The organism is Calothrix sp. NIES-2098 (genome assembly GCF_963875125.1).
Lineage (GTDB): Bacteria > Cyanobacteriota > Cyanobacteriia > Cyanobacteriales > Nostocaceae > Aulosira.
On the sequence record NZ_CAWNKJ010000001.1, the window covers coordinates 3735438 to 3754593 of the forward strand.

Genomic DNA, 19156 nt, shown 5'->3' on the forward strand with positions numbered 1-19156 from the left:
GTTGAATATGTTGAGGATACATCGAAGTCGTACCTCACATTCCTTACTGGGGTTGGGTTTCAGATATTCATGAAGTAGTTCATTTGTTCGCGTTGAAAGGGCTGGCGATACCCACCCTACATCTATTTTAATTACAAATTATTTTAAGATATATCTTTCAATTTATTCCATAATTCAAGTGGCGGAATTTGACAGATACCAGCAAATTGAGCATCTGCTGTTTCTATGACAATCCACTCGCCACTTTCTAATTGCCCAATATCAATTGCCACATAAGGAACTTTAAGACATTTAGATGCTATAAGTGCCAAGTTTAACACTTGCTTTTCTTCTTGTGGAGATAACTTACTCAAATCATCTTTACTATCCCAATAATATCGATATTTAAGAATTTGATGATTATAAATAAAACATCTAAATTCTCTTCCCATTGGAAAGCCATTCGGAGCTAGACGTTGATGTCGCAGCTTCACTAACTTTCTGACAATTACTCTACCTCGTGAACCATATTTGAGTTTTAATAACCATTCTGTTAACTTGATTAATTCTTCTTGATTATTGGCTACGCAAGACTCCCATCCTTGCTGTTTTCTTGACTGAACTGCACCTTTAATAAATACAGGAAATCCCAATAATTCACCTGCTTTGATACATTCTTGCGTAGATGTAATTATTACACTATCAGGCGTTAATCCTTGTAAATGCGGGTAAAACAAGTCAAATTCTAGCGCTGTCTGATGCTCTAACGGAGTATTGAGTAATTTTACGCCTTTAGCTAAAGCAGCTTGATATATGGCTTGATATCGTTCTAATTCTGGAATATATCCTATCCAAATACCAGCAGTTTCTTCTGGATATTCAGGAATATGCCATAAAGCATTTTCTGCTGTACCACAGCGTTGAAAATCTCTTGGTATATGGTAGACTTTAAAGCCTAATATTTGAGCAGCTTCGGTCATTAATTTATTTTCGCTAGCGCTGGCTGATGCTTCTATTTGTTCGGTAGCTTCGCTTAAAACAATCATTTATTTACAGCGCTTTTCATTTCAATAGAATTCATGCTTTGAACGCTAAATTTGCAGAAGGGCACAGAAGGGTACAACATTGCTGTGCCCCTACCCTAGCTTATCCCTTCACGCATAAGACTTGCTTGAGTGTTGCTACAACTTCCACTAAATCTGCTTGATTTTCCATCACTCGATCTATTGGCTTATAAGCACCAGGAATTTCATCTAATACGCCCTCATCTTTACGGCATTCTACGCCCTTGGTTTGCTCAATTAAATCATCGAGAGTATAGACATTTTTTGCCTTATTTCTCGATAGTAATCTGCCTGCACCATGACTGCAAGAACAAAAGCTATGAGCATTACCTTTACCTTTGACAATAAAAGATTTTGCTCCCATTGAACCAGGAATTATGCCATAGTCTTCTGTTTGGGCACGGACTGCACCTTTACGGGTAACATACACATCTTCGCCAAAATGTACTTCTTTTTCGGCGTAATTATGATGGCAATTTACTTGTAATAAGGGTTTAGTTGATTTACCACCTGCTAAGTGTTTTTCGACAATGTGCTTAAATCGCGCCATCATTACATCGCGGTTGAATCTTGCATAATCTTGTGCCCATTGTAAATCATTCCAGTATGCTTCAAATTCTGGTGTACCAGCTACAAAATGAGCTAAATCTGGATCTGGTAAGTTATTACCTGCCATCTTTGCTAATTCTTTGGCTGTATTAATATGGCACTGCGCTAAATTATTACCGATGTTACGCGAACCGGAATGTAGCATCAACCAAACTTGATTTTCTGTATCGAGGCAAATCTCAATAAAATGATTACCTCCGCCAAGAGAACCCATTTGTTTCATCGCTTTACTTTCCAGATTTTGCACGCCGCGATGTAAATCTTTAAAGTCATTCCAGCGTTGCCAATTACTAACAGATTTTTCAACCTCTTTATTTTCGTTGAATCCAGTAGGAATTGCTGCTTCAATATCTAAGCGAATTTTCTTCAGCTTTCCTTCTAATTGTTCGCCAGTAAATGGCATTTTAATCGCACACATTCCGCAGCCAACATCTACACCAACAGCAGCAGGTATAATTGCTTCTTTTGTTGCCAATACAGAACCCACTAAGGCACCTTTACCTAAATGAACATCTGGCATTAATGCTACGTGTTTAAATACAAATGGCAATGATGCTACATTTTTGGCCATTTTAGTTTCTTCTGGCCCTAATTCATGATTAGCCCAAGATAAAACTGGTGTTGGTGTAGTAATTTCTAACTTTTCGTAGGGCATAATTTCCTCTATATAAGATTGTTCCAGTGTAATTTGAAATTAAGCGTATTCTTACGCATATACATCACGATTAATTGTATTAATTTACATCTAGCTTAATTAGGCTGAAGCAGCGTTCCTCAGCTTTGATAGTTTGTAATACAAATGTAGTATATATGATTTACGGCGTCAATAATTGGGAAGGAGTCACCGCGTTAGCGTCTCTGAAACAGAAGGCATCGCTCCCCGAACAAAAGCCGATTCCTGAGAAATATATTAAAATTTGTAAATAACATCACTGTGGTTGCAATAGCTCAATTCTATGGCGATTCCGCTAAATCCATTCTGGGAACGTTTTTTATCCCCTGTAGTCCGGTTTTTGATTGATGAAGAGGGGTTAGAACGTTATGCTCTAAGTATTGACTGGAACAAACAAAGCGATCGCTTTCAAAGAGCTGATGTTGCAATCCCCTCTTACTACAGTAGCTACAAATTTCGTGGCATGGAGGGCGGTTATCTTAACCCTAAGGTAGTAGTTTCCTACGATCCGATTATTCAATACCTGCTGCCTCCTAATGAAAGCCTTGTACGTCAGGCTGTGATTGATGCAATTAAAGTCCAACCACGACGCATACTGGATTTAGGTTGCGGTACAGGTTCTAATACCTTGATGCTAAAACAGGCTTTCCCGCAAGCAGAAGTCATAGGATTAGATTTATCTGCATATATGTTGGTAATGGCAGAACAAAAAGCCACAACTGCCGGTTTAGATATAGCTTGGCGACATGGTAATGCCGAGAAAACAGCCTTCCCCGATGCTTCTTTTGACTTAGTAACAGCTACTTTGTTATTTCGGGAAATTCCAACTGCTGTATCCCAAGCAATTCTCCAGGAATGTTTTCGCTTACTCGTGGTGGGAGGACAAGTATTAATTCTAGATATTAATCAAAAGGCCCTGCGTCAGCTAGAATGGCTCAAAGATGTTATTGAGGAGCCATATCTTCGCGAGTATGCTGCTCTCAATTTGAATGAGAGTATAAGTAAAGCAGGATTTGAAGCATTGCCAACCCAAGATGTTTGGTGGATGCATCAGCTAAGTAGCGGTGTCAAACCTCTGTCCAACCGCCAACAAGTTCGTCAGTACGTATCAAAATCAATAGATAGCAGTGATTTGGAGGAGCTAGGTTCCCCAGTTTTTGGCATAAGAGCATGAGTTTAAAGGCAGTTTTATTTGATTTTAATGGTGTCATCATTAATGATGAGCAAATCCATCTGCGACTGATAGATGAAATTCTGATCGAGGAGAATCTTCAACCCCAACGAGAAAAAGAGCGTCAAGCTTCTTTAGGACGTAGCGATCGCGCTTGTTTTCAAGAATTATTGCATAATCGCGGTCGTGTGGTCAGTGAAGAATATTTAACTCAATTGCTCAACCGCAAGGCGCAAGCATATGTCTTGGAACTAGAGAAATTAGAAAAACTGCCTTTGTATTCAGGTTTAGACGACTTGATATTTCAGGTGCGTTCGCGCAATCTCACAATCGGGTTAGTTAGCGGTGCAATTCGTAAAGAAATCGATTTAGTACTCGAACGCGCTAACCTAGCCGAACATTTTTCAGTAATAGTAGCTGGTGATGATATTACTACCAGTAAACCAAAACCCGATGGTTATCTATTAGCAGTGGAAAGGCTAAACCAAAAATATCCTGACTTAAATCTGCAACCACAAGAGTGTTTGGCAATTGAAGATACCCCCGCAGGTATCCAAGCTGCAAAACGAGCGCAAATGCAAGTAGTAGGTGTCGCCAATACTTACCCCTTTCATATGCTTCAGCGCTGTTGTAACTGGACTGTGGATTATTTGACTGATTTAGAACTCGAAAGAGTGCAGGAAGTTTATACTCAAAAAGAATTAAAATCAGCTACCAATGAATGATATAATTAAAAATGGTGAGTACAAAAATTAGTCAGGGGAATTAGCTCAGCTGGTAGAGCGCTGCGATCGCACCGCAGAGGTCAGGGATTCGAGTTCCCTATTCTCCATTTGTCCATTAAATAATTGTTGTCAGTTTTAAAGAATTATTGTCCAATTTGATGTAGTTAGAGGACATAAGTTACGTAATCTCCTGCCTTTCAGCCATCAATCCAGTTTTAAAGAATTATTGTCCAGAGTTGAAACCAGTTTTAAAGAATTATTGTCCAAAATAAGAGGTTAGTTTTTGCCAGATATATGAAATCAAATTTAGGACTTTACAGCAAATCTAAGACTTTTTAATTACAAATTATTAAATTGCCTCACATTATCCCAGAGCTTTGTATCGCTCCGGGGTATATATCTGGAGCAGTTTATTTTCGGTCTAATTATAAAAATTAATTTCTGCTTTTGCAGCTTTCACTGAAGCCACTGTTTTGTTACCTTAAAACGCTGCTTGCATTTTTTGGTGCGATCGCAGCGCTCCTTTCAAACCACCCTAGTAAATAATTCTACTATAGTAAAGATGTAAAAGTTAAACATCAAACATTAGTTCTTTCAACCCACGACTTACTGACTGGGGAGTTATTGAAACGCGTCATGCCTCCAAGGCGTATAAACACAAGAAAACTTTCAACCCACCACCGAGCAGGAGGGTTATTGAAATTTGACTTCAGCATGGGCACGAAGAAGATAAGAGTATGCTTTCAACCCACCACCGAGCGGGAGGGTTATTGAAACCTGGTCGGTTGCCAGCGCGGAGCATTTTTAGCAATCTTTCAACCCACCACCGAGCGGGAGGGTTATTGAAACCAGCCCTTTCAACGCGTTCATTTGTACTAGATTTTCTGCAAACAATACACGCCCCCTCAACCCTTACACAATCAAACTCACGCTCAATTCTGCACAAAAATGCTCGATTCAAGAGGCAATAAATTGACCGTTTTTGGATGTGCGATCGCATAATCAAGTTCGATAGCTTAGAAGCATCATTTGTTGCCCCAGTCTGGGAGCGGGTTTCAGCCTTTGATTGAGTAGTTCATTTGTTCGTGTTGAAAGGGCTGGGTGATTGAAACCCAGGATTGAGTTGGCAGAAGAAGATCCAAATTGGCTGCTTTCAACCCACCACCGAGCGGGAGGGTTATTGAAACTCCTTGTCTCCTTAATGGTTTGAGGTGTTTTTCACTTTCAACCCACCACCCAGTAGGAAGGTTATTGAAACCTTACCCTCTAAAATGCTTATCTCTACTGCCTTGAGCAGATAATTTTAACAAGTCTACTTAAAAGCTAATTTTTTACACACACAAAATAAAAATTGATTGGTATTGAGAATCATGAAACTCAGTCTCTACAGGATTTGTAGAGTTGTGGCAGCATGTCAGGGATTTTGCCCCCGCTTTGACTTGCCAAAATAAAAATTAGGGGGGTGGTAGTTCAGTAGCCACCATGACGGTATACCCGTACCCTTACTTTGTTGTAAATAGGACTTACGCAATTGGCACAAATAGCAGGCAGGGCACAGCCCTGACACGCGACAATATAAATCAAACCAAGCACATAAAAATACTTGGGCGCTTCAGTTGCTGAATTAAATAATTAGAAAGCAAGTTATGCTTGATTTGATAGATAGTTTTGCCAGTTCTATAGGCTAAATTCTTTAACCTAACCCAAACCAACATTGCACAAGCAATATGATTTCTTTGGAGTCTAGCTTTCCGACACTGGCAAGATTCAATGCCAGTTAGTTGTTTAATTTCCCTGTGAAACTCCTCTATTTTCCAACGAATTTTACACACCTGTTGTACAACATCCGTGGAACTTTGAGATAAATCGTTAGTGGCGACATAATCCGTTCTGTTGGTAGAAACAGTAACCCGGAATAGTTTCACTTTTTTATTAGCTGGGAATCCTTTAATTTTTATGATTTTACCACAGTCTAATTCTTCTTGGTTCCATTCTAATAATTCAATCCGTTTATATTTTTCTTGACCAAATGTATCATCAACTAAACGATTATTTTTTAAAGGGCAATAATAAATTTTGTCTAAGCTATCAATATATAGCATTAAACTGTGTACCGCATACCATGTATCCATCAAAACAGTATCAAATGGTAAAAGCTTATGATACACAAGGTTTTGGAGCATATCTTTCACATGGTCTATCTTGGTTTTCCCATCGACATCAGGATTAAAAATTCGATAATCTATGACCCAAAATCTTTGAAGTGTAGGGTTGACATACACGCAGCTAACTACACCAATGCCTTTCAGGACACCATGCTCATTACCACTATATTGTCTTCTGACTATTTCTATTTCTTCAGAATACTTTTTATCTAAAACGCTATCATCAAATATGATGTAACCATTTTCATCAGACTCAACGACCTCTTTCACGTTATCCCATAGTAAACGAGGTGTTAATTTTTCGGTTTTCAAATAATAGTTAATTGCGTCATGACTAATACTCTCTAAATGCTCTGCCAAATTGGTAATTGTATAATTAATTTGACTACTTAATAAATATTGGCAGTAATTAAGCTTAGTAAATCTCATTACCCTTAGCGAAATTTATCTAATATAACCTCTACCTATTTTCTCACGAATATTTCGATAGTACTTCCAAGACAGCGACTTCTATTACGAAGGCAAAGCTTTCAAAATCAGATTTAATTAATACCTATGTACTATGAACTAACGATCGCATTGTGCCAGTTGCGTAAGTCCTGTCTTACTAGCACAAACTTTCAGGGAACGATATATGACACTTTAGGAATAAATCACTGTTCTTTATTTTTCCCTAACCAAATATATAAATGGAAAACGATGCGTTTCCGCTCTCGTACAGAAATAAAAGTAGCACAGGTACTTGAGAAGCGAGGATTAATGTACTTACCAAACAGCTTGATGCGTTTGGGACGATATCATAAAAGCTTTGAGCCTGACTTCTTAGTTTGTTGTCCCACAGCCAAAGGCTTTAAGTGGGCAATTCTGGAGATAGATGGTTATTGGCACTTGCCCCAAAAACGGGCTAAGGAACATGAAAGAGAAAGATTATTTGAACATAGCGGTGTGAGAGTTCATAGATTTGATGCTGAGCTTTGTGAAAATGAGCCAGAGGCTGTAGTGAGCGAATTGATTGAACTTATGACACAATAATAGGGAAATGTAATGACAGTGATTTGAAGAAAAACTAAAGTGCGATCGCCACCAGTTGCGTCTCTGTTAGCTCGACTTTATCCATTTTTACGAAGCCCAAAACCCGAGGCTGAAACCATTACGGGACTGTAGTTTTAGTTTTTAGACTTGAGTGCAAATTAGTGACATAGAAAAAGTATTTGCCAAAAAACCAGGATTTTTGCCGGATAAGGAAAGCCAAGTTCTTAATTTTGGATAAAGTCGAGCTAAGTTATAACTCTTATAACAGAGATGTTTGACTACTTAGCAGGAAAGATTTTCGCCAGGTGATACCCCCAACTTCTGGCAAAAATCCAGATAAAAATTAATTCGATTTTGAGCTTGCTGTCTGCCTTCTGGGGACGCATTCGGCCCACATTCGATGCCACCATTGATGATGGAGATTGTCATGCCGAAACCAGAGTTGCGGATAGCGTCGTGGCACGATGTCATCCAGAACCATAGGGCGGTCATGAAGGAAATAGCACTATCTGTTGAGACCAAATCAGGGTTATTGAGTAGATCGATACCAAGAGCTGCCCCACATACAGCATAGTTGTAGTTCCACGACAACTGGATTGGCCCGCGACCATGATAAGTTTTACCCTGCACACACGGATAGGTTGTGGGATCGCAGTAGTTACCCCATACTGCTGTGTTCAGTTCCTCAATGTATTGTAAAAACCCCGTTTCTTGGGTAACATTTGCTAGGAATGCAGCCGCCTCACGTCTACATTGCTCGTTAGATCCTTCATTGCAGAAGCTGGGATATTTCTGCGTGGCAGCCACCAGACCGTCGTAGGAGTAAAAACCGTTTCGGTTTGGGAATAGAGCCTCGAAGGTTTGGCGCGATACAATACCTGCGAAACTATTGTCCGGTGGAGTTGGGGGAGGGGCTGGTGGAGTGACAGACCCGTTAGGAATGCAGATTTCTTGACCTACTTGTAAATTTGAGGCATCTGCATCTGTGAAGGGAGTGCCATCTGGTTTGAGAATTTCACGCCAACGGTTACTATCACCTAATTGTTGTTGGGCAATAATAGAAAGCGTATCTCCCGACTTGATAGTGTATGAATTACCGAGTGTACAAGACATAAATCAACTCCAAAAAATGAAATTACAAAATTGCTGTGACAGACTGTACACCTAGATTGATTGCTTCTTGAACGGTATCAACAAAGATGTCAATTTTATTACCTATAATCGCCGTACCTATATCTAGGGCAGCGGCAGGAACTTGCTTGCCATCCCAAAGCACCAAGGTAAAATTTGTTAACAGGGGAATTACATTAGGGTCTACTGCACACTGTAAACGCCTAACGCTCTGACCTTGGCATTGTGATTGCAATTGACCTGCAAGTGCAGCTTGCAATGTTATCCCATGTATGCCGGATGCAGGCAGATGGCAATTCGTCTCCTCCATACTGTAAAATCTGGCTTCTAGAGCTATTTGGTTACCGGAGGGAGGAGGAGGAAAAGGAGTAGACCCTGGAATACAAATTTCCTGACCTACTTGCAAATTAGCAGCATCTACATCTGTAAATGCGATACCATCTGGTTTGAGAATCTCACGCCAGCGTTCACCATCACCTAATTGTTGTTGGGCAATGGTAAAAAGCGTGTCTCCTGACTTGATAATGTAGGAATTACCGAGTGTACAAGACATAAATGAATTCCAAATAAATACTTTCAAGTATTAATTGCAACATCTGCTTTTTTGTATGCTTGACATATAGGGATTTTCAAATGAGTTGAAGGCGATCGCATCTTTTACTACTACTCCATTTGCACCCAAATCAAGCTTTCTCCCAGTTATGATGTTGCTACCGGAGTATAAATCGGTTTTGGATAAGGATCGGGGCAGACTGGTGTTTGGGCGATCCAGTCACCGTTACCGCCGCCATCAGCGATCGCAAAGTCTGTTCGGCAGTTTAAAATACCGCCATGTCCCAGACCTGTGGCTGTTGTATTACTAATTGTTACCCCACCCGCACAACGGATTTCCATCGCGTAAGTACCAGCACCGATAATCTGGTTGCGGTTGAAGGTTACATTGGTAACGCTGCTGCCAATGAAATGAATCGCTTCATAGTTGCTGTCGATGATTTGGTTATCTTCAACAAGGATAGCGCCCGCCATATCTGTATCAAGGGCGTAGAACCACAGCGCACCTGTACCGAAGTTCCAGCTATTGTAATAATCCTGTGAACCTGCGCGGACAATTACGTTGCGGGCAATTACCGTTGTACCGCTGATTGGGCGAATTCCGGGGAAGCGGTTGCCAATGTGGATACCACCCCCTTCAGCCTGCTGGTCAGCAACGTAGTTGTCGGTGACGGCGTTAGATTCACCCCCATAGATGGCGATTCCGTTTGCCAGCACTGGTATTTCAACGCGGTTGAACGAGAAGGTATTGAAACCGCCACCTCCTTCGTTCCACATTGCCAGAGAGTCATCGCCTGTGTTGCGGAAAAATGATTGTGTAACGGTGGAATTGGTGACCTGTCTGTGGAAGTTGATCCCGTCTGCTTGCTGATTGCGGATTCGGACATTTTTGATGGTCAGCTTGTCAAAAGGCCCGTCCAGCCACATACCACACTTGTTATGCTCGATCCACAGGTTCGTAAACGTCGAGTTCGAGTAGGCGCCGCCGATACCGTTGAGTTGGTCGTTATCAACGCGCTGGGTAACCTCGCCCCAAATTGCAAAATCCGAAAAGTTGACATTTTGTGCGGATGTCCCTGTATTCCAAGGCCCCATAAGTCCGGCGTTGTTACCAGTCTGCGCCACAAAGTGAATCTTGGAATGCCAGATACCTGCACCCTTGAGCGTTACATTGTCGCGTACCTGTAGCCAAGTGCTAATTTTGTACTCGCCAGGTGCAATCCATAATCCCCGACGCTGACTTGATGATGCATCAAGCGCATTTTGGAAAGCAGTAGTGGAATCCTGTACGCCGGACGGATCTGCACCAAAATCAGCGGTCAGCGACAGATATCCCTCTGGCATTGCATAAGCAGGTGCTACTTGCTCAAAATCAACTAGGTCAATGATGTACCAGGGTGCGGTACTATTTGACTCCACCATCAGCCGAACCTTGTCGCCCGCAGACATCTGTGGTGTTAGCCGATTCACCTCATCATAAAAGTGATGCGGTCTGATGTCGCCGGGATTGTTATTGAATGGATAAGTACCATAAATCCAACTGTATTTCGATGTCAAGATTAGGTCGGGGCGTTTTTCACCGTTAATGTATAAGCCAATAGGTGTTGTTAGCCCTGCACCATCGGCTGAGTCGGGAATGGCGTAACGGACGACGATTGAGTTTGCATCGCGTGGTACGGTGAACTCGACATATTGCCCTACGGTATCGAGTTTCACGGCGCGACGTTCAATTGCTTCATTTGCCAACCCTGGATAGGTACGGTCATTGCGTCCATCAATTACCGTGCCGTTATGGTCGGCATTTTCAGCTTGAATTTCATCATAGGGTATGGTGATGACCCCTGCGGTGGCTAGTGCAACGTTGTCGATCGATGAAAATTTCATGGTGTTCTTGCTGATTGAGTAGGTTTGTCGAACTATCCGGGATGGAATGTTTACAGTCCTTTGAAGTGGTCATCTGTTATTCGTTGGGGACTGTTGTTGCCTGGGATAATGTAGTCTTTACCGACTCGTGCTTTGTAGTTAGAGTAGACCTGCTGGACGGTGGAGCCTATGGTATAGGTGCTGTCGCCGCGAGCTCCGCCAAAAATAGCCCAGTCAGTCTCTTTATCAATGTTGAAGTAACAAAGCATTTTGATTTGGGGTTTGACCGAGAGGTAGTCGAACATTTCAACAATCCACTGACCTTTCGCGCCAACATTGTTGCTGCCGTAGTTATCACTAGTTGTGCCCCACTCTGGAATTGCTATCGGCTTGCCGTAGCCTGTGAGCCTGTTAATCATGTCGTCTAGCAGTGCGACGGGAGGTGTCCAGTTTGACCAAGACGGGCCAGTGCCCCAGTTGTAAGCGTCAATGCCAACCCAATCAACGTAGGCATCGCCCGGCCAGTAAGACTCAGCCTTGTTGAGCGGGCTGCCTACATCGGTATTCATGGGTGTCCAGAGCCACTGCAAATGATTACTGTCGATGCCTTTATTTTTGAAAACTGTCCAAACATGCTGCCACATATTGATATAATCTGTGGGCGTGTTCTGGGAGTTTTTATAGCTGGCAGACCAGGGATACCAGTCGCCGTTCATCTCATGGGCAAATCGCAGGTAAACTCGACGGTCATCAGCATCGCCGTATACACCGCCAGAACCTGCCAGGAAGCTCTTCATGGAGTCAGCCCAATCGTTCAAATAGCTATCGTAGCTGCCGTTGGCGATTAGTGCATCAATATTCGCTGGTGCATAGCGATTTTTGTCATCAGTGAAGGCTTCCCATGTCACCAGAGGTACACTTCCACTATCCCAGATCTGATTCATCGTAGTGAAAGCCTGCTCCTTGTTGTTCGAGTCCCAGCTTGTGAACATGACCTGCACGGCGTGCTTTTTACCCAACCAGGATTCTATGTCGTTGATATTAGCGTAGCCAGGAAAGCAACCCAAGAGCATATTGTTGCGCGGAGGGGTGCCTTGGTTGATTTCAAAGCCGCTGACTGTGGGCTGGTCGGCAGCGCCAGGCGTGAAGTTCACTACAATCTGCCCCCTGGCATCTGAGGTCACTACAAATTCTTCAGCGATCGCCTTATTAATGCCGCCAGCTTGGGAGAAAATGTCATAATCCCATAGGACTTGGCTGCCGTTAATCGCAGCGTTAAATTTGCGCTTGCCAACCGAGTCCCAGAAGTGTTCGTTAAAGTGGAGCTTGACAGTATGGATGGCATTCGGAACCAGTCCTGTAAAGGTGTAGGTGAAGGTGCCGTAGCGTTCAGTCTGATAAACTTCTTGGTTTGCTGGGTAATAAACGCCCTTACTATCGACGGGGACATTACTCGACGCGCTTTGACCGCCACTGTAGTAGGCATCTGCACCATAGATGCCGATCGCTCCTCCACCAGCATTAATGCGAATTGAGTCCACCATAAAATTCTCCTGAGAAATTAACTTACCAGACTTTTGGTTACAATCTAGATTTCGTGACCTACCTGTATATTCGTGCTATCCGCCTCTGTTAGGGAGTACCATCTAATTTTTCGATTTCACGTCTACGGTTACATCACCTAATTTCAGCCTGTAAACGTCCGCACTTTGAGAACATTGATAGTCCCGATACATCACCAGCACTGCGATCGCATTCAACATACCTTTTATGTAATTTTGTGTTGAAGTGGGACGAATAACGAACTGCGATCGCGCTCAAAGTTCACTGATATCTCCGACGGTTGTATGTTTAGCACCAGCGTTGAGTATACAACCTTCTTTCTACTTTCTTTGTGTCAAGCAAACTTCGATATTACAACTAAATTGCTCTCAATGTTTGCTTGAATTAAATATATGCAATTAACTCTAACTTGTCGTCCGCTCAGAGTTGAAACTTTTGTACAATACAATGATTGATGAATCAGTCCATATATCAATGGAAGGTTAGCTCCAACTAAAGTTGGAATTTAGATGATTATAGAGGCATACAGTCGATCTCTAATGTGTAAGCTGGTGATTTTTTGACTAAAGACTTGTGCGGTAGTGTTATGGATAAATTCTGACCGTACTGCTGCCACTCCAGTGTACCTCCAACACCTAGCATCGTAATATTTGCTTTTTTCGGCAAAATTATTCCTGGAATATTAACCTTCTCAAATGTTGGCTCATCAAGCAATATTGCATATAATTTTCCTTTATTAGTGGTGTAGCGCACTCGAATACGTTCTGGAGTTAAATCTTCTGCTCGTATCCAATAGCGTGAGCCAAAGATTGCTTTACCATTTACATCTAGCCATTTACCCAAGCCTTCTAATCTTTCATTTCAAGCTGTACTTTGGAGATTGAACCATCAGCCTTTGGCCCAATGTTCAGCAATAAATTCCCATTTTTACTAACAATATCTACAAATAAGTCAACTAGTTCATCTACCGAAATCATGTTCAAATCAGTATCATTTTGGTTATAGCCAAATGAGTAACCTAAACCCCTTGTACTTTCCCATTTGAGAGGTTCTATTTGTGTGGATTGGCTATATTCAGGTGTAGAAAAATCAAAGTGCAACCCTAACTGGCCACCTAAATCAAAACGGTCATTCACCACACCATCGGGTACGCGATTGTAAAAGTAGGCCATAATTTCATTCGCTTGCCCAATAGGGTAGCCAAGATCGTTCCATAATATAGATGGCTGATAGCGGTCAATCAATTCGCGCCAATGAGCATTCGCATAGTCTGCATAGGCTTTTTCCTGAATAATTGCTCCTACCAGCGTGTTGAAGTCTGTGATTTTTGTATCTTTGAAAGACCAATCAATACCACCAGAATAATACACACCCATCCGCATACCTTCTTGGCGAACAGCTTGTGTTAGTTCACCTACAATGTCCCGTGTTGCCACTCGCCCTGGCTGGTTTATAGTTTTACTAGGCCACAACAAAAAGCCATCATGATGCTTTGTTGTTAGTACAACGTACCGCGCACCTACTTTAGAGAATAGTTTTGCCCATTTCGAGGGGTTCCAATTTGTTATGGCTGCATTTAATCTGGGAATAAAGTCATCATAGGTGAAGCCTTCACCATAGGTTGCACGATGGTAGTTATAGGTAGGGCTGCCCTCAAGTTTCATGGAGTTGTAATACCATTCCGAGTAAGGGTTGTTCTCAAACCAATATTCCCAACCACGCTCTGCAACGACTTTGTTCAGTTCTCCAGTTAGTGGTGCATAGCCAGGTACAGAATATACCCCCCAGTGGATGAAAATGCCAAATTTTGCATCCTTAAACCAGTCTGGAACTTCATGCTTTGATAGCGATTCAGTTGTTGGCTCATAAGTTCTTTGTGCAAGGGCAACAGAAGCGAACAAGTTCAAAAATACTGTTAACGATAATGTAGCAAACAGCGAACGTACTAAAAACTTAATCATTACAAGGTTCCTTATTAACAAAGTTCTCAAACTTTAGAACGAAAGTATATTTAGCCATTTTTAGTCGTTATTTTTATCTACCTGATTAGCTAAAAGCTTATTGCCCAAATTTTCGTAGGTTCTTATTTTGGCAAAGGTAGTGTTCAAAATACTGTATTCTCAAAAGAGCCGCACCCAATTAATTTTAATTAAACAAAAAATTATAGGCTTCATTGAGTTTGTTGGCTGATTCTTCTAATAAGCGTTGTTCATGAGCATTTCTTGATAAAAGTAGTTGGCGCTCAATACCTGTTGAACCAATGATACATGGAAGTCCAAGCACAACTTCACTGCCAAATCCATAGTTAGAATTTGCTCTGACCGATACTGGAAATATCTGCTTTTCATCTCGCAGAATGGTATCAACTAACTGACAAATTACTATTGATATACCATAGCTTGTATTTCCTTTGCGTTCAAAAATGTTATGGCCTCGTTTACGAGTTAATTGTGCGTACTCTTGCTGAATTTGTTCTAGCGTTGCTTCTTGTGGTATGGGAAATTCAGTTAACAGAATTCCCCCAATAAATGCACTAGACCAAACGACAAATTGACTATCTCCATGCTCGCCAATCACATAAGCATGAATGTCTTGTTTGGCAACATTCAGTCGCTTTCCAAGTTGATATCTCAGTCTAGCAGTATCAAGAACGGTTCCCGAACCTAAAATTAGGTTTTCTGCTCTAGTGGAAGTAGCGATCGCAATCCGCGTAAGTACATCCACTGGATTGCTAACGATAATTATGATTGAATTCGGTGCAACTCGATCCAATTCTTTGATTGTCAAACGTATAATCTCTGCATTGTCGCTCAATGTATCTAATCGGGTCTGTCCTTGTTTTGGCTGCACCCCAGCAGTCACAATAATGATATCTGAATCAGCCAAATCTTCATACTGATTTGTTGGTATAATCTCCATCTCTTTAAGTAGGGGAATGCTGTCTTCAATATCCCATGCTTGCCCTTCAGCTTTTGATAAGGTTCGATCAAAAAGGACGACCCTTACACATTTACCGAGTAGGACTAAAGCATTTGCAACGTCTGCACCTACATTACCTGCACCAATAATACCGATTTTCGATGTTTTACTAATCATGCTATATCTACTTTTTTCGCTTCAAGAGTGCAATGTCGTTTATTTGGTAAGTCCTTGGATCTGCAATTACCGTCTCCTTACAACTTGGAAAACAATATATTTAACCCTTCAGTCATCGTGGGATGAGTCAAAATACCATCGCGCAGAACGGTGTAGGGCATCTGAGCTTGCATCACCATCTGTACCGTTGAAATTACTTCACCTGCTTCATGACACAACAAGGAACACCCTAGAATCCGACCTGTTTCGGTATCTACGATCGCCTTCATAAGCCCATCAGTTTGACCGAGTGTTTTCGCTCTCGGAACGTCGGGTGAATACGATGTCTCGAAGGTGTTATGAACTTCAAAAAAGACTGGCTTCTTGAGAGGATTTAGCGATCGTAACTCAAGATGCTGCCCTAACTGGGTTTCAAAAAAGTGCATAACACCTGCTAGAAGATTCAACTTTTTCTACAATCTTGCTTCATTAAGATACGGTTGTTTTTATACACCTCTAAAGTTCCAGACTGCGGATTATCTAATGTGCCATCCCACACCCAATATTCATAAATTCCATTCCGAAACTTATACACTCGAACACCTTCTGTTGCTCGGCTAGTTCCTTTGCCCAAACTTAAATTACCATTGGCACTGGTCGCGCGATAAAGCAGTTCGCGGGAAGTATAATTCTGCCAAATATTGATGTTGTAACCACCCTGGCATTTTGTACTCAGGATGATGCCAGCAGTAGAATCAGCAGAAGCTCTTAAGGAAAAATTAGCTAAGATACTGATTGGCAGAGCAAGAAGTAATGCGGATGTTTTCATAAGTGTTGTAAATTTAATGAGTTTGACATTACTCGATTGCTGCTATAACTTCATCTCAATGAATACTACTCGCGATGTACAGCGTTTCCCCAGATGCTCCCGTCACAATTGCGATTTTTCCATCTAGTTTTTTCATGATGATTTCTTCGGATCGGGCAGCGTGAACTTTACAGTTTCACTGGTGATTACTTTGTGCATAGGGTCAGCTAGTTCAATCAGCACCTTATGCGCGCCAGGTTCCAGTCCCACCAGGATCACGGTTTCTCCACTTGAATCGACAAAGTGCCACGGCAAATCGTCAACGGTGATGTGGATATGACCAATGCGCGGCGATACTTCGAGGGCACCTTTGCCAAACACTGGCAACACACGCAAATTCTCCGTCCGGTACTGGATAAAGACGCGACCCTGGGCTAGTGGTTCGGGAAGCGGTGGATCGACAATTAGCTTGGGTGGTGCTTCGTTTTCAATCGCAATCAACGGTGATGGCCCGATAATGTCCCTAGTACTCGGTGTGTGGCTGTTCATAGCAGGTAAGTACCTGAGAGTAGTTTATATAACGATGTAATTTCAGACACCTCAAATTAGAGGTTCTACTTCTAAACTCTGTAGAGATCGTGAGTGAGTTCAGATCTGTAGAAGCAGCACAGGCTTATTGCTGACAAGTTTGGTTGCTCTGTGTCTCAGAAATGGGGAATTGATCGCCAGCAAGATAATTGTTAAAGTATTCGCGAAAGTAGGTCCAGGAAGTTTTGCTACTTGCAGCTAAATAGCAAGTAGGAGCCGTGCGATAAACCGGGACTCGTGATGTAATTTCTTGCTGAAGCAATGGGGAAAGCTCCTCGAATCTTTGCAGTTTCCGAATACTAGCGCTGTAAACTAACTGTCCTGGTTTCCCTTTCATCTTCATCCAAGGTAGCCAGGGACCAATACGATTCCAAGTGCCTGAAACATTCAGTACTGTAGGAACGTTAGGCTGTTCGACTCTTGCTTCAGGAACTACAAACTTAAAAAATTCCCCAGCTTGATAGAGTGGTTCGGGACTATAGTCTTGAAACTTCGGATCGCTGGCTAGAACGTTAGGATAGGTGAGCGGAACATCCAGTGTGAGAATAAGATTTCTGCCAGCCGCCAAAACGGGGAATCTCCCTTGTCCTAAGTTGCTCTGAACGGGATTATTAGCAACATGCACTACGGGCACTACTTCCCCTGTCCAGGGATTCTGCCAGCGATTTAGCACCTGATTCGTCTTTGGATCCAAATAATACTGAAGTTCACGAGATGTTAATAACCATTGTCCTTGCTGATTCTGAAAGCAGCGTGCAACATTCATGCCGATGATACTAAATAACTTTCGCTGCTGTTCTTGAGGAACAAACGCATAAACAGAACCGCTCCATTCGAGATAAGTGTTTCGTGGATCAGTGGCACAGCGAGTCCGGACTAACTCCTGAATGTCAACCGTTTGTGTGTCTGAGCGGGTTTGAGCTTCGCCTGGAGTTTGTTTTAAAGCTAAAACTGTAACGACGACTGTGGCCCAAAAGTACAGGAACTTAGTTTTACGTCTCATACCTTGAATCCTCGTTAAATTCTTGTTCATTTGCAAGAAGGTAAACGTCTCGTTTACAGACTTAAACCTCCGAGGTTTTGGCATAACGGGAAACGATGCCTGTGGCGGTAAACCACGCATCCTATTGCAGATATTTCTTCAATTGGGCAGCAGCTTGAACAAACAGAGAATGGGTTTCTGGTAACTCTGCTAAACCATTCAGCAGTCCGAAGTCATGAATCATGCCGTTGTACTGCACAGTTGTCACCTCGACCCCAGCTTCATCGAGCTTGCGTCCATAGGCTATGCCCTCGTCATGCAAGATATCGCTCTCTGCAACCACAATTAACGCCGGAGGCAAGCCTTTGAGTTGCTCAACCGTCGCCTGTAGGGGAGAAGCATAAATATCTTTGCGCTTTTCTGGGTCAGGGATGTACATGTCATACATCCACTTCATCGTTGGTACAGTCAGAAAACGCCGATCGCCAAATTGGTGATAAGAATTCGTTTCAAAATCAGCATCTACAATGGGCCACATCAGGATTTGCAGTTTGATGTGTGGTCCTCCTTTTTTTTTCGCCTGCAAAGCAGTAACAGTTGTCATGTTACCGCCGACACTGTTGCCAACGACTGCCAAATTCTTGCCATCCACGCCAATCTCCTCGCCATGCTCGGCAACCCATTTGGTCGCAGCATAAATCTCATTGATTGCCTGTGGGTACTGAGCATCTGGCGTGCGAGTGTAGTTGACAAAGACACCTGCAAACCCTGAAAGCACAACCAAATCGCGAACCATGCGCTTGTGTGTTGGGTAATCACCCAGCACCCAACCACCACCATGAATAAAGATGAAAACAGGCAATGTGCCTTGGACACCCGCAGGTCGTACAATATTGAGCGTGATTGGATAACCGTCAGCAGTAATCGTTTTTTGGGACTCTTCAATGCCTGAAAGGTCTACTGGAACAGAAGCCTGTGCATCTACAAGGACTTGACGTGCTTCGAGTGGAGTGAGTTTCTCCAGTGCCACACCCCCGGAATTCAGCACTTTCAAAAATTCCTTCGTTCCTTTGGAAAGACGTGGATCTTCGGCAACTTCCAAAATTTTTGCTGCTTGCGAGTTTGCTTGAGCAACCATGACATTCTCCTTTAATAAATTGTAAACAATCTGTTGAG

At 42.3% G+C, this 19156-nt stretch carries 18 protein-coding genes and 1 tRNA gene; 4 read left to right on the top strand and 15 right to left on the bottom strand.

Annotated features, from left to right (window positions below):
• Positions 1-143: 143 nt before the first annotated feature.
• On the bottom strand, positions 144-1025 hold the full coding sequence (locus AACU33_RS15590; protein ID WP_096589553.1) for an ATP-grasp domain-containing protein: 882 nt from the start codon (positions 1023-1025) through the stop codon (positions 144-146).
• A 100-nt stretch (positions 1026-1125) separates the two neighbouring features.
• On the bottom strand, positions 1126-2307 hold the full coding sequence (locus AACU33_RS15595) for an RtcB family protein (protein WP_096589554.1): 1182 nt from the start codon (positions 2305-2307) through the stop codon (positions 1126-1128).
• A gap of 301 nt (positions 2308-2608) precedes the next feature.
• On the opposite strand from AACU33_RS15595, the gene AACU33_RS15600 reads away from it, so the two are divergent.
• The 3 genes from AACU33_RS15600 to AACU33_RS15610 all read left to right on the top strand — a co-directional run bounded on the left by AACU33_RS15600 (position 2609) and on the right by AACU33_RS15610 (position 4328).
• Positions 2609-3499: a class I SAM-dependent methyltransferase gene (locus AACU33_RS15600; RefSeq protein WP_096589555.1), complete on the top strand. Its 891-nt coding sequence runs from the start codon at positions 2609-2611 to the stop codon at positions 3497-3499.
• Complete coding sequence (locus AACU33_RS15605; protein WP_096589556.1) at positions 3496-4221, top strand: HAD family hydrolase; 726 nt, start codon at positions 3496-3498, stop codon at positions 4219-4221. Before AACU33_RS15600 ends, AACU33_RS15605 begins: the two co-directional genes overlap by 4 nt.
• Positions 4222-4255: 34 nt before the next feature.
• A tRNA-Ala gene (locus tag AACU33_RS15610) sits at positions 4256-4328 on the top strand.
• A 1473-nt stretch (positions 4329-5801) separates the two neighbouring features.
• On the opposite strand, the gene AACU33_RS15615 is transcribed toward AACU33_RS15610, so the two are convergent.
• On the bottom strand, positions 5802-6815 hold the full coding sequence (locus AACU33_RS15615; protein ID WP_096586464.1) for an IS701 family transposase: 1014 nt from the start codon (positions 6813-6815) through the stop codon (positions 5802-5804).
• Between the two features lie 126 nt (positions 6816-6941).
• On the opposite strand from AACU33_RS15615, the gene AACU33_RS15620 reads away from it, so the two are divergent.
• On the top strand, positions 6942-7418 hold the full coding sequence (locus tag AACU33_RS15620; RefSeq protein WP_339376047.1) for a DUF559 domain-containing protein: 477 nt from the start codon (positions 6942-6944) through the stop codon (positions 7416-7418).
• A gap of 282 nt (positions 7419-7700) precedes the next feature.
• Here the strand turns inward: AACU33_RS15620 and AACU33_RS15625 are convergent, their stop codons facing one another.
• The 12 genes from AACU33_RS15625 to AACU33_RS15680 form a co-directional block, all read right to left on the bottom strand.
• Entirely contained in the window at positions 7701-8531 is an 831-nt protein-coding gene (locus AACU33_RS15625; RefSeq protein WP_096589558.1) for a glycoside hydrolase family 19 protein, read from the bottom strand.
• A 22-nt stretch (positions 8532-8553) separates the two neighbouring features.
• Positions 8554-9102, bottom strand: coding sequence for a 3D domain-containing protein (locus AACU33_RS15630; RefSeq protein WP_096589559.1), 549 nt, complete (start codon positions 9100-9102; stop codon positions 8554-8556).
• A gap of 146 nt (positions 9103-9248) precedes the next feature.
• Complete coding sequence (locus tag AACU33_RS15635) at positions 9249-10985, bottom strand: glycosyl hydrolase family 28-related protein (RefSeq protein WP_096589560.1); 1737 nt, start codon at positions 10983-10985, stop codon at positions 9249-9251.
• Between the two features lie 50 nt (positions 10986-11035).
• Positions 11036-12508: a malectin domain-containing carbohydrate-binding protein gene (locus tag AACU33_RS15640; protein WP_096589561.1), complete on the bottom strand. Its 1473-nt coding sequence runs from the start codon at positions 12506-12508 to the stop codon at positions 11036-11038.
• Between the two features lie 532 nt (positions 12509-13040).
• Positions 13041-13370 carry an alpha-L-fucosidase C-terminal domain-containing protein gene (locus AACU33_RS15645; protein ID WP_339376048.1) on the bottom strand — a complete coding sequence of 110 codons (330 nt, stop codon included), beginning with the start codon at positions 13368-13370 and terminating at the stop codon, positions 13041-13043.
• Between the two features lie 5 nt (positions 13371-13375).
• Positions 13376-14488 (bottom strand): alpha-L-fucosidase, encoded by a 1113-nt coding sequence (locus AACU33_RS15650; RefSeq protein WP_339376049.1) that lies wholly within the window; start codon positions 14486-14488, stop codon positions 13376-13378.
• A gap of 184 nt (positions 14489-14672) precedes the next feature.
• Entirely contained in the window at positions 14673-15623 is a 951-nt protein-coding gene (locus AACU33_RS15655) for an L-lactate dehydrogenase (protein ID WP_096589562.1), read from the bottom strand.
• A gap of 77 nt (positions 15624-15700) precedes the next feature.
• A complete protein-coding gene (locus AACU33_RS15660; protein WP_339376050.1) occupies positions 15701-16048 on the bottom strand; it encodes a hypothetical protein in 348 nt (115 codons plus the stop codon).
• A 17-nt stretch (positions 16049-16065) separates the two neighbouring features.
• On the bottom strand, positions 16066-16431 hold the full coding sequence (locus AACU33_RS15665; protein WP_339376051.1) for a hypothetical protein: 366 nt from the start codon (positions 16429-16431) through the stop codon (positions 16066-16068).
• Positions 16432-16563: 132 nt separating this feature from the next.
• Positions 16564-16959, bottom strand: a complete 396-nt coding sequence (locus tag AACU33_RS15670) for a DUF6130 family protein (RefSeq protein ID WP_096589564.1) — start codon at positions 16957-16959, stop codon at positions 16564-16566.
• Positions 16960-17083: 124 nt separating this feature from the next.
• Entirely contained in the window at positions 17084-18001 is a 918-nt protein-coding gene (locus AACU33_RS15675) for a DUF1838 domain-containing protein (protein WP_339376052.1), read from the bottom strand.
• A 121-nt stretch (positions 18002-18122) separates the two neighbouring features.
• A complete protein-coding gene (locus AACU33_RS15680; RefSeq protein ID WP_096589566.1) occupies positions 18123-19118 on the bottom strand; it encodes an alpha/beta hydrolase in 996 nt (331 codons plus the stop codon).
• Between the last annotated feature and the right edge of the window lie 38 nt (positions 19119-19156).

What these genes read in the sequence shown, in the direction of transcription:
- AACU33_RS15590 (WP_096589553.1), bottom strand. Translation starts at nt 1,025, where the DNA reads ATGATTGTTTTAAGCGAAGCTACCGAACAAATAGAAGCATCAGCCAGC.
- AACU33_RS15595 (WP_096589554.1), bottom strand. Translation starts at nt 2,307, where the DNA reads ATGCCCTACGAAAAGTTAGAAATTACTACACCAACACCAGTTTTATCT.
- AACU33_RS15600 (WP_096589555.1), top strand. Translation starts at nt 2,609, where the DNA reads ATGGCGATTCCGCTAAATCCATTCTGGGAACGTTTTTTATCCCCTGTA.
- AACU33_RS15605 (WP_096589556.1), top strand. Translation starts at nt 3,496, where the DNA reads ATGAGTTTAAAGGCAGTTTTATTTGATTTTAATGGTGTCATCATTAAT.
- AACU33_RS15615 (WP_096586464.1), bottom strand. Translation starts at nt 6,815, where the DNA reads ATGAGATTTACTAAGCTTAATTACTGCCAATATTTATTAAGTAGTCAA.
- AACU33_RS15620 (WP_339376047.1), top strand. Translation starts at nt 6,942, where the DNA reads ATGTACTATGAACTAACGATCGCATTGTGCCAGTTGCGTAAGTCCTGT.
- AACU33_RS15625 (WP_096589558.1), bottom strand. Translation starts at nt 8,531, where the DNA reads ATGTCTTGTACACTCGGTAATTCATACACTATCAAGTCGGGAGATACG.
- AACU33_RS15630 (WP_096589559.1), bottom strand. Translation starts at nt 9,102, where the DNA reads ATGTCTTGTACACTCGGTAATTCCTACATTATCAAGTCAGGAGACACG.
- AACU33_RS15635 (WP_096589560.1), bottom strand. Translation starts at nt 10,985, where the DNA reads ATGAAATTTTCATCGATCGACAACGTTGCACTAGCCACCGCAGGGGTC.
- AACU33_RS15640 (WP_096589561.1), bottom strand. Translation starts at nt 12,508, where the DNA reads ATGGTGGACTCAATTCGCATTAATGCTGGTGGAGGAGCGATCGGCATC.
- AACU33_RS15650 (WP_339376049.1), bottom strand. Translation starts at nt 14,488, where the DNA reads ATGATTAAGTTTTTAGTACGTTCGCTGTTTGCTACATTATCGTTAACA.
- AACU33_RS15655 (WP_096589562.1), bottom strand. Translation starts at nt 15,623, where the DNA reads ATGATTAGTAAAACATCGAAAATCGGTATTATTGGTGCAGGTAATGTA.
- AACU33_RS15660 (WP_339376050.1), bottom strand. Translation starts at nt 16,048, where the DNA reads ATGCACTTTTTTGAAACCCAGTTAGGGCAGCATCTTGAGTTACGATCG.
- AACU33_RS15665 (WP_339376051.1), bottom strand. Translation starts at nt 16,431, where the DNA reads ATGAAAACATCCGCATTACTTCTTGCTCTGCCAATCAGTATCTTAGCT.
- AACU33_RS15670 (WP_096589564.1), bottom strand. Translation starts at nt 16,959, where the DNA reads ATGAACAGCCACACACCGAGTACTAGGGACATTATCGGGCCATCACCG.
- AACU33_RS15675 (WP_339376052.1), bottom strand. Translation starts at nt 18,001, where the DNA reads ATGAGACGTAAAACTAAGTTCCTGTACTTTTGGGCCACAGTCGTCGTT.
- AACU33_RS15680 (WP_096589566.1), bottom strand. Translation starts at nt 19,118, where the DNA reads ATGGTTGCTCAAGCAAACTCGCAAGCAGCAAAAATTTTGGAAGTTGCC.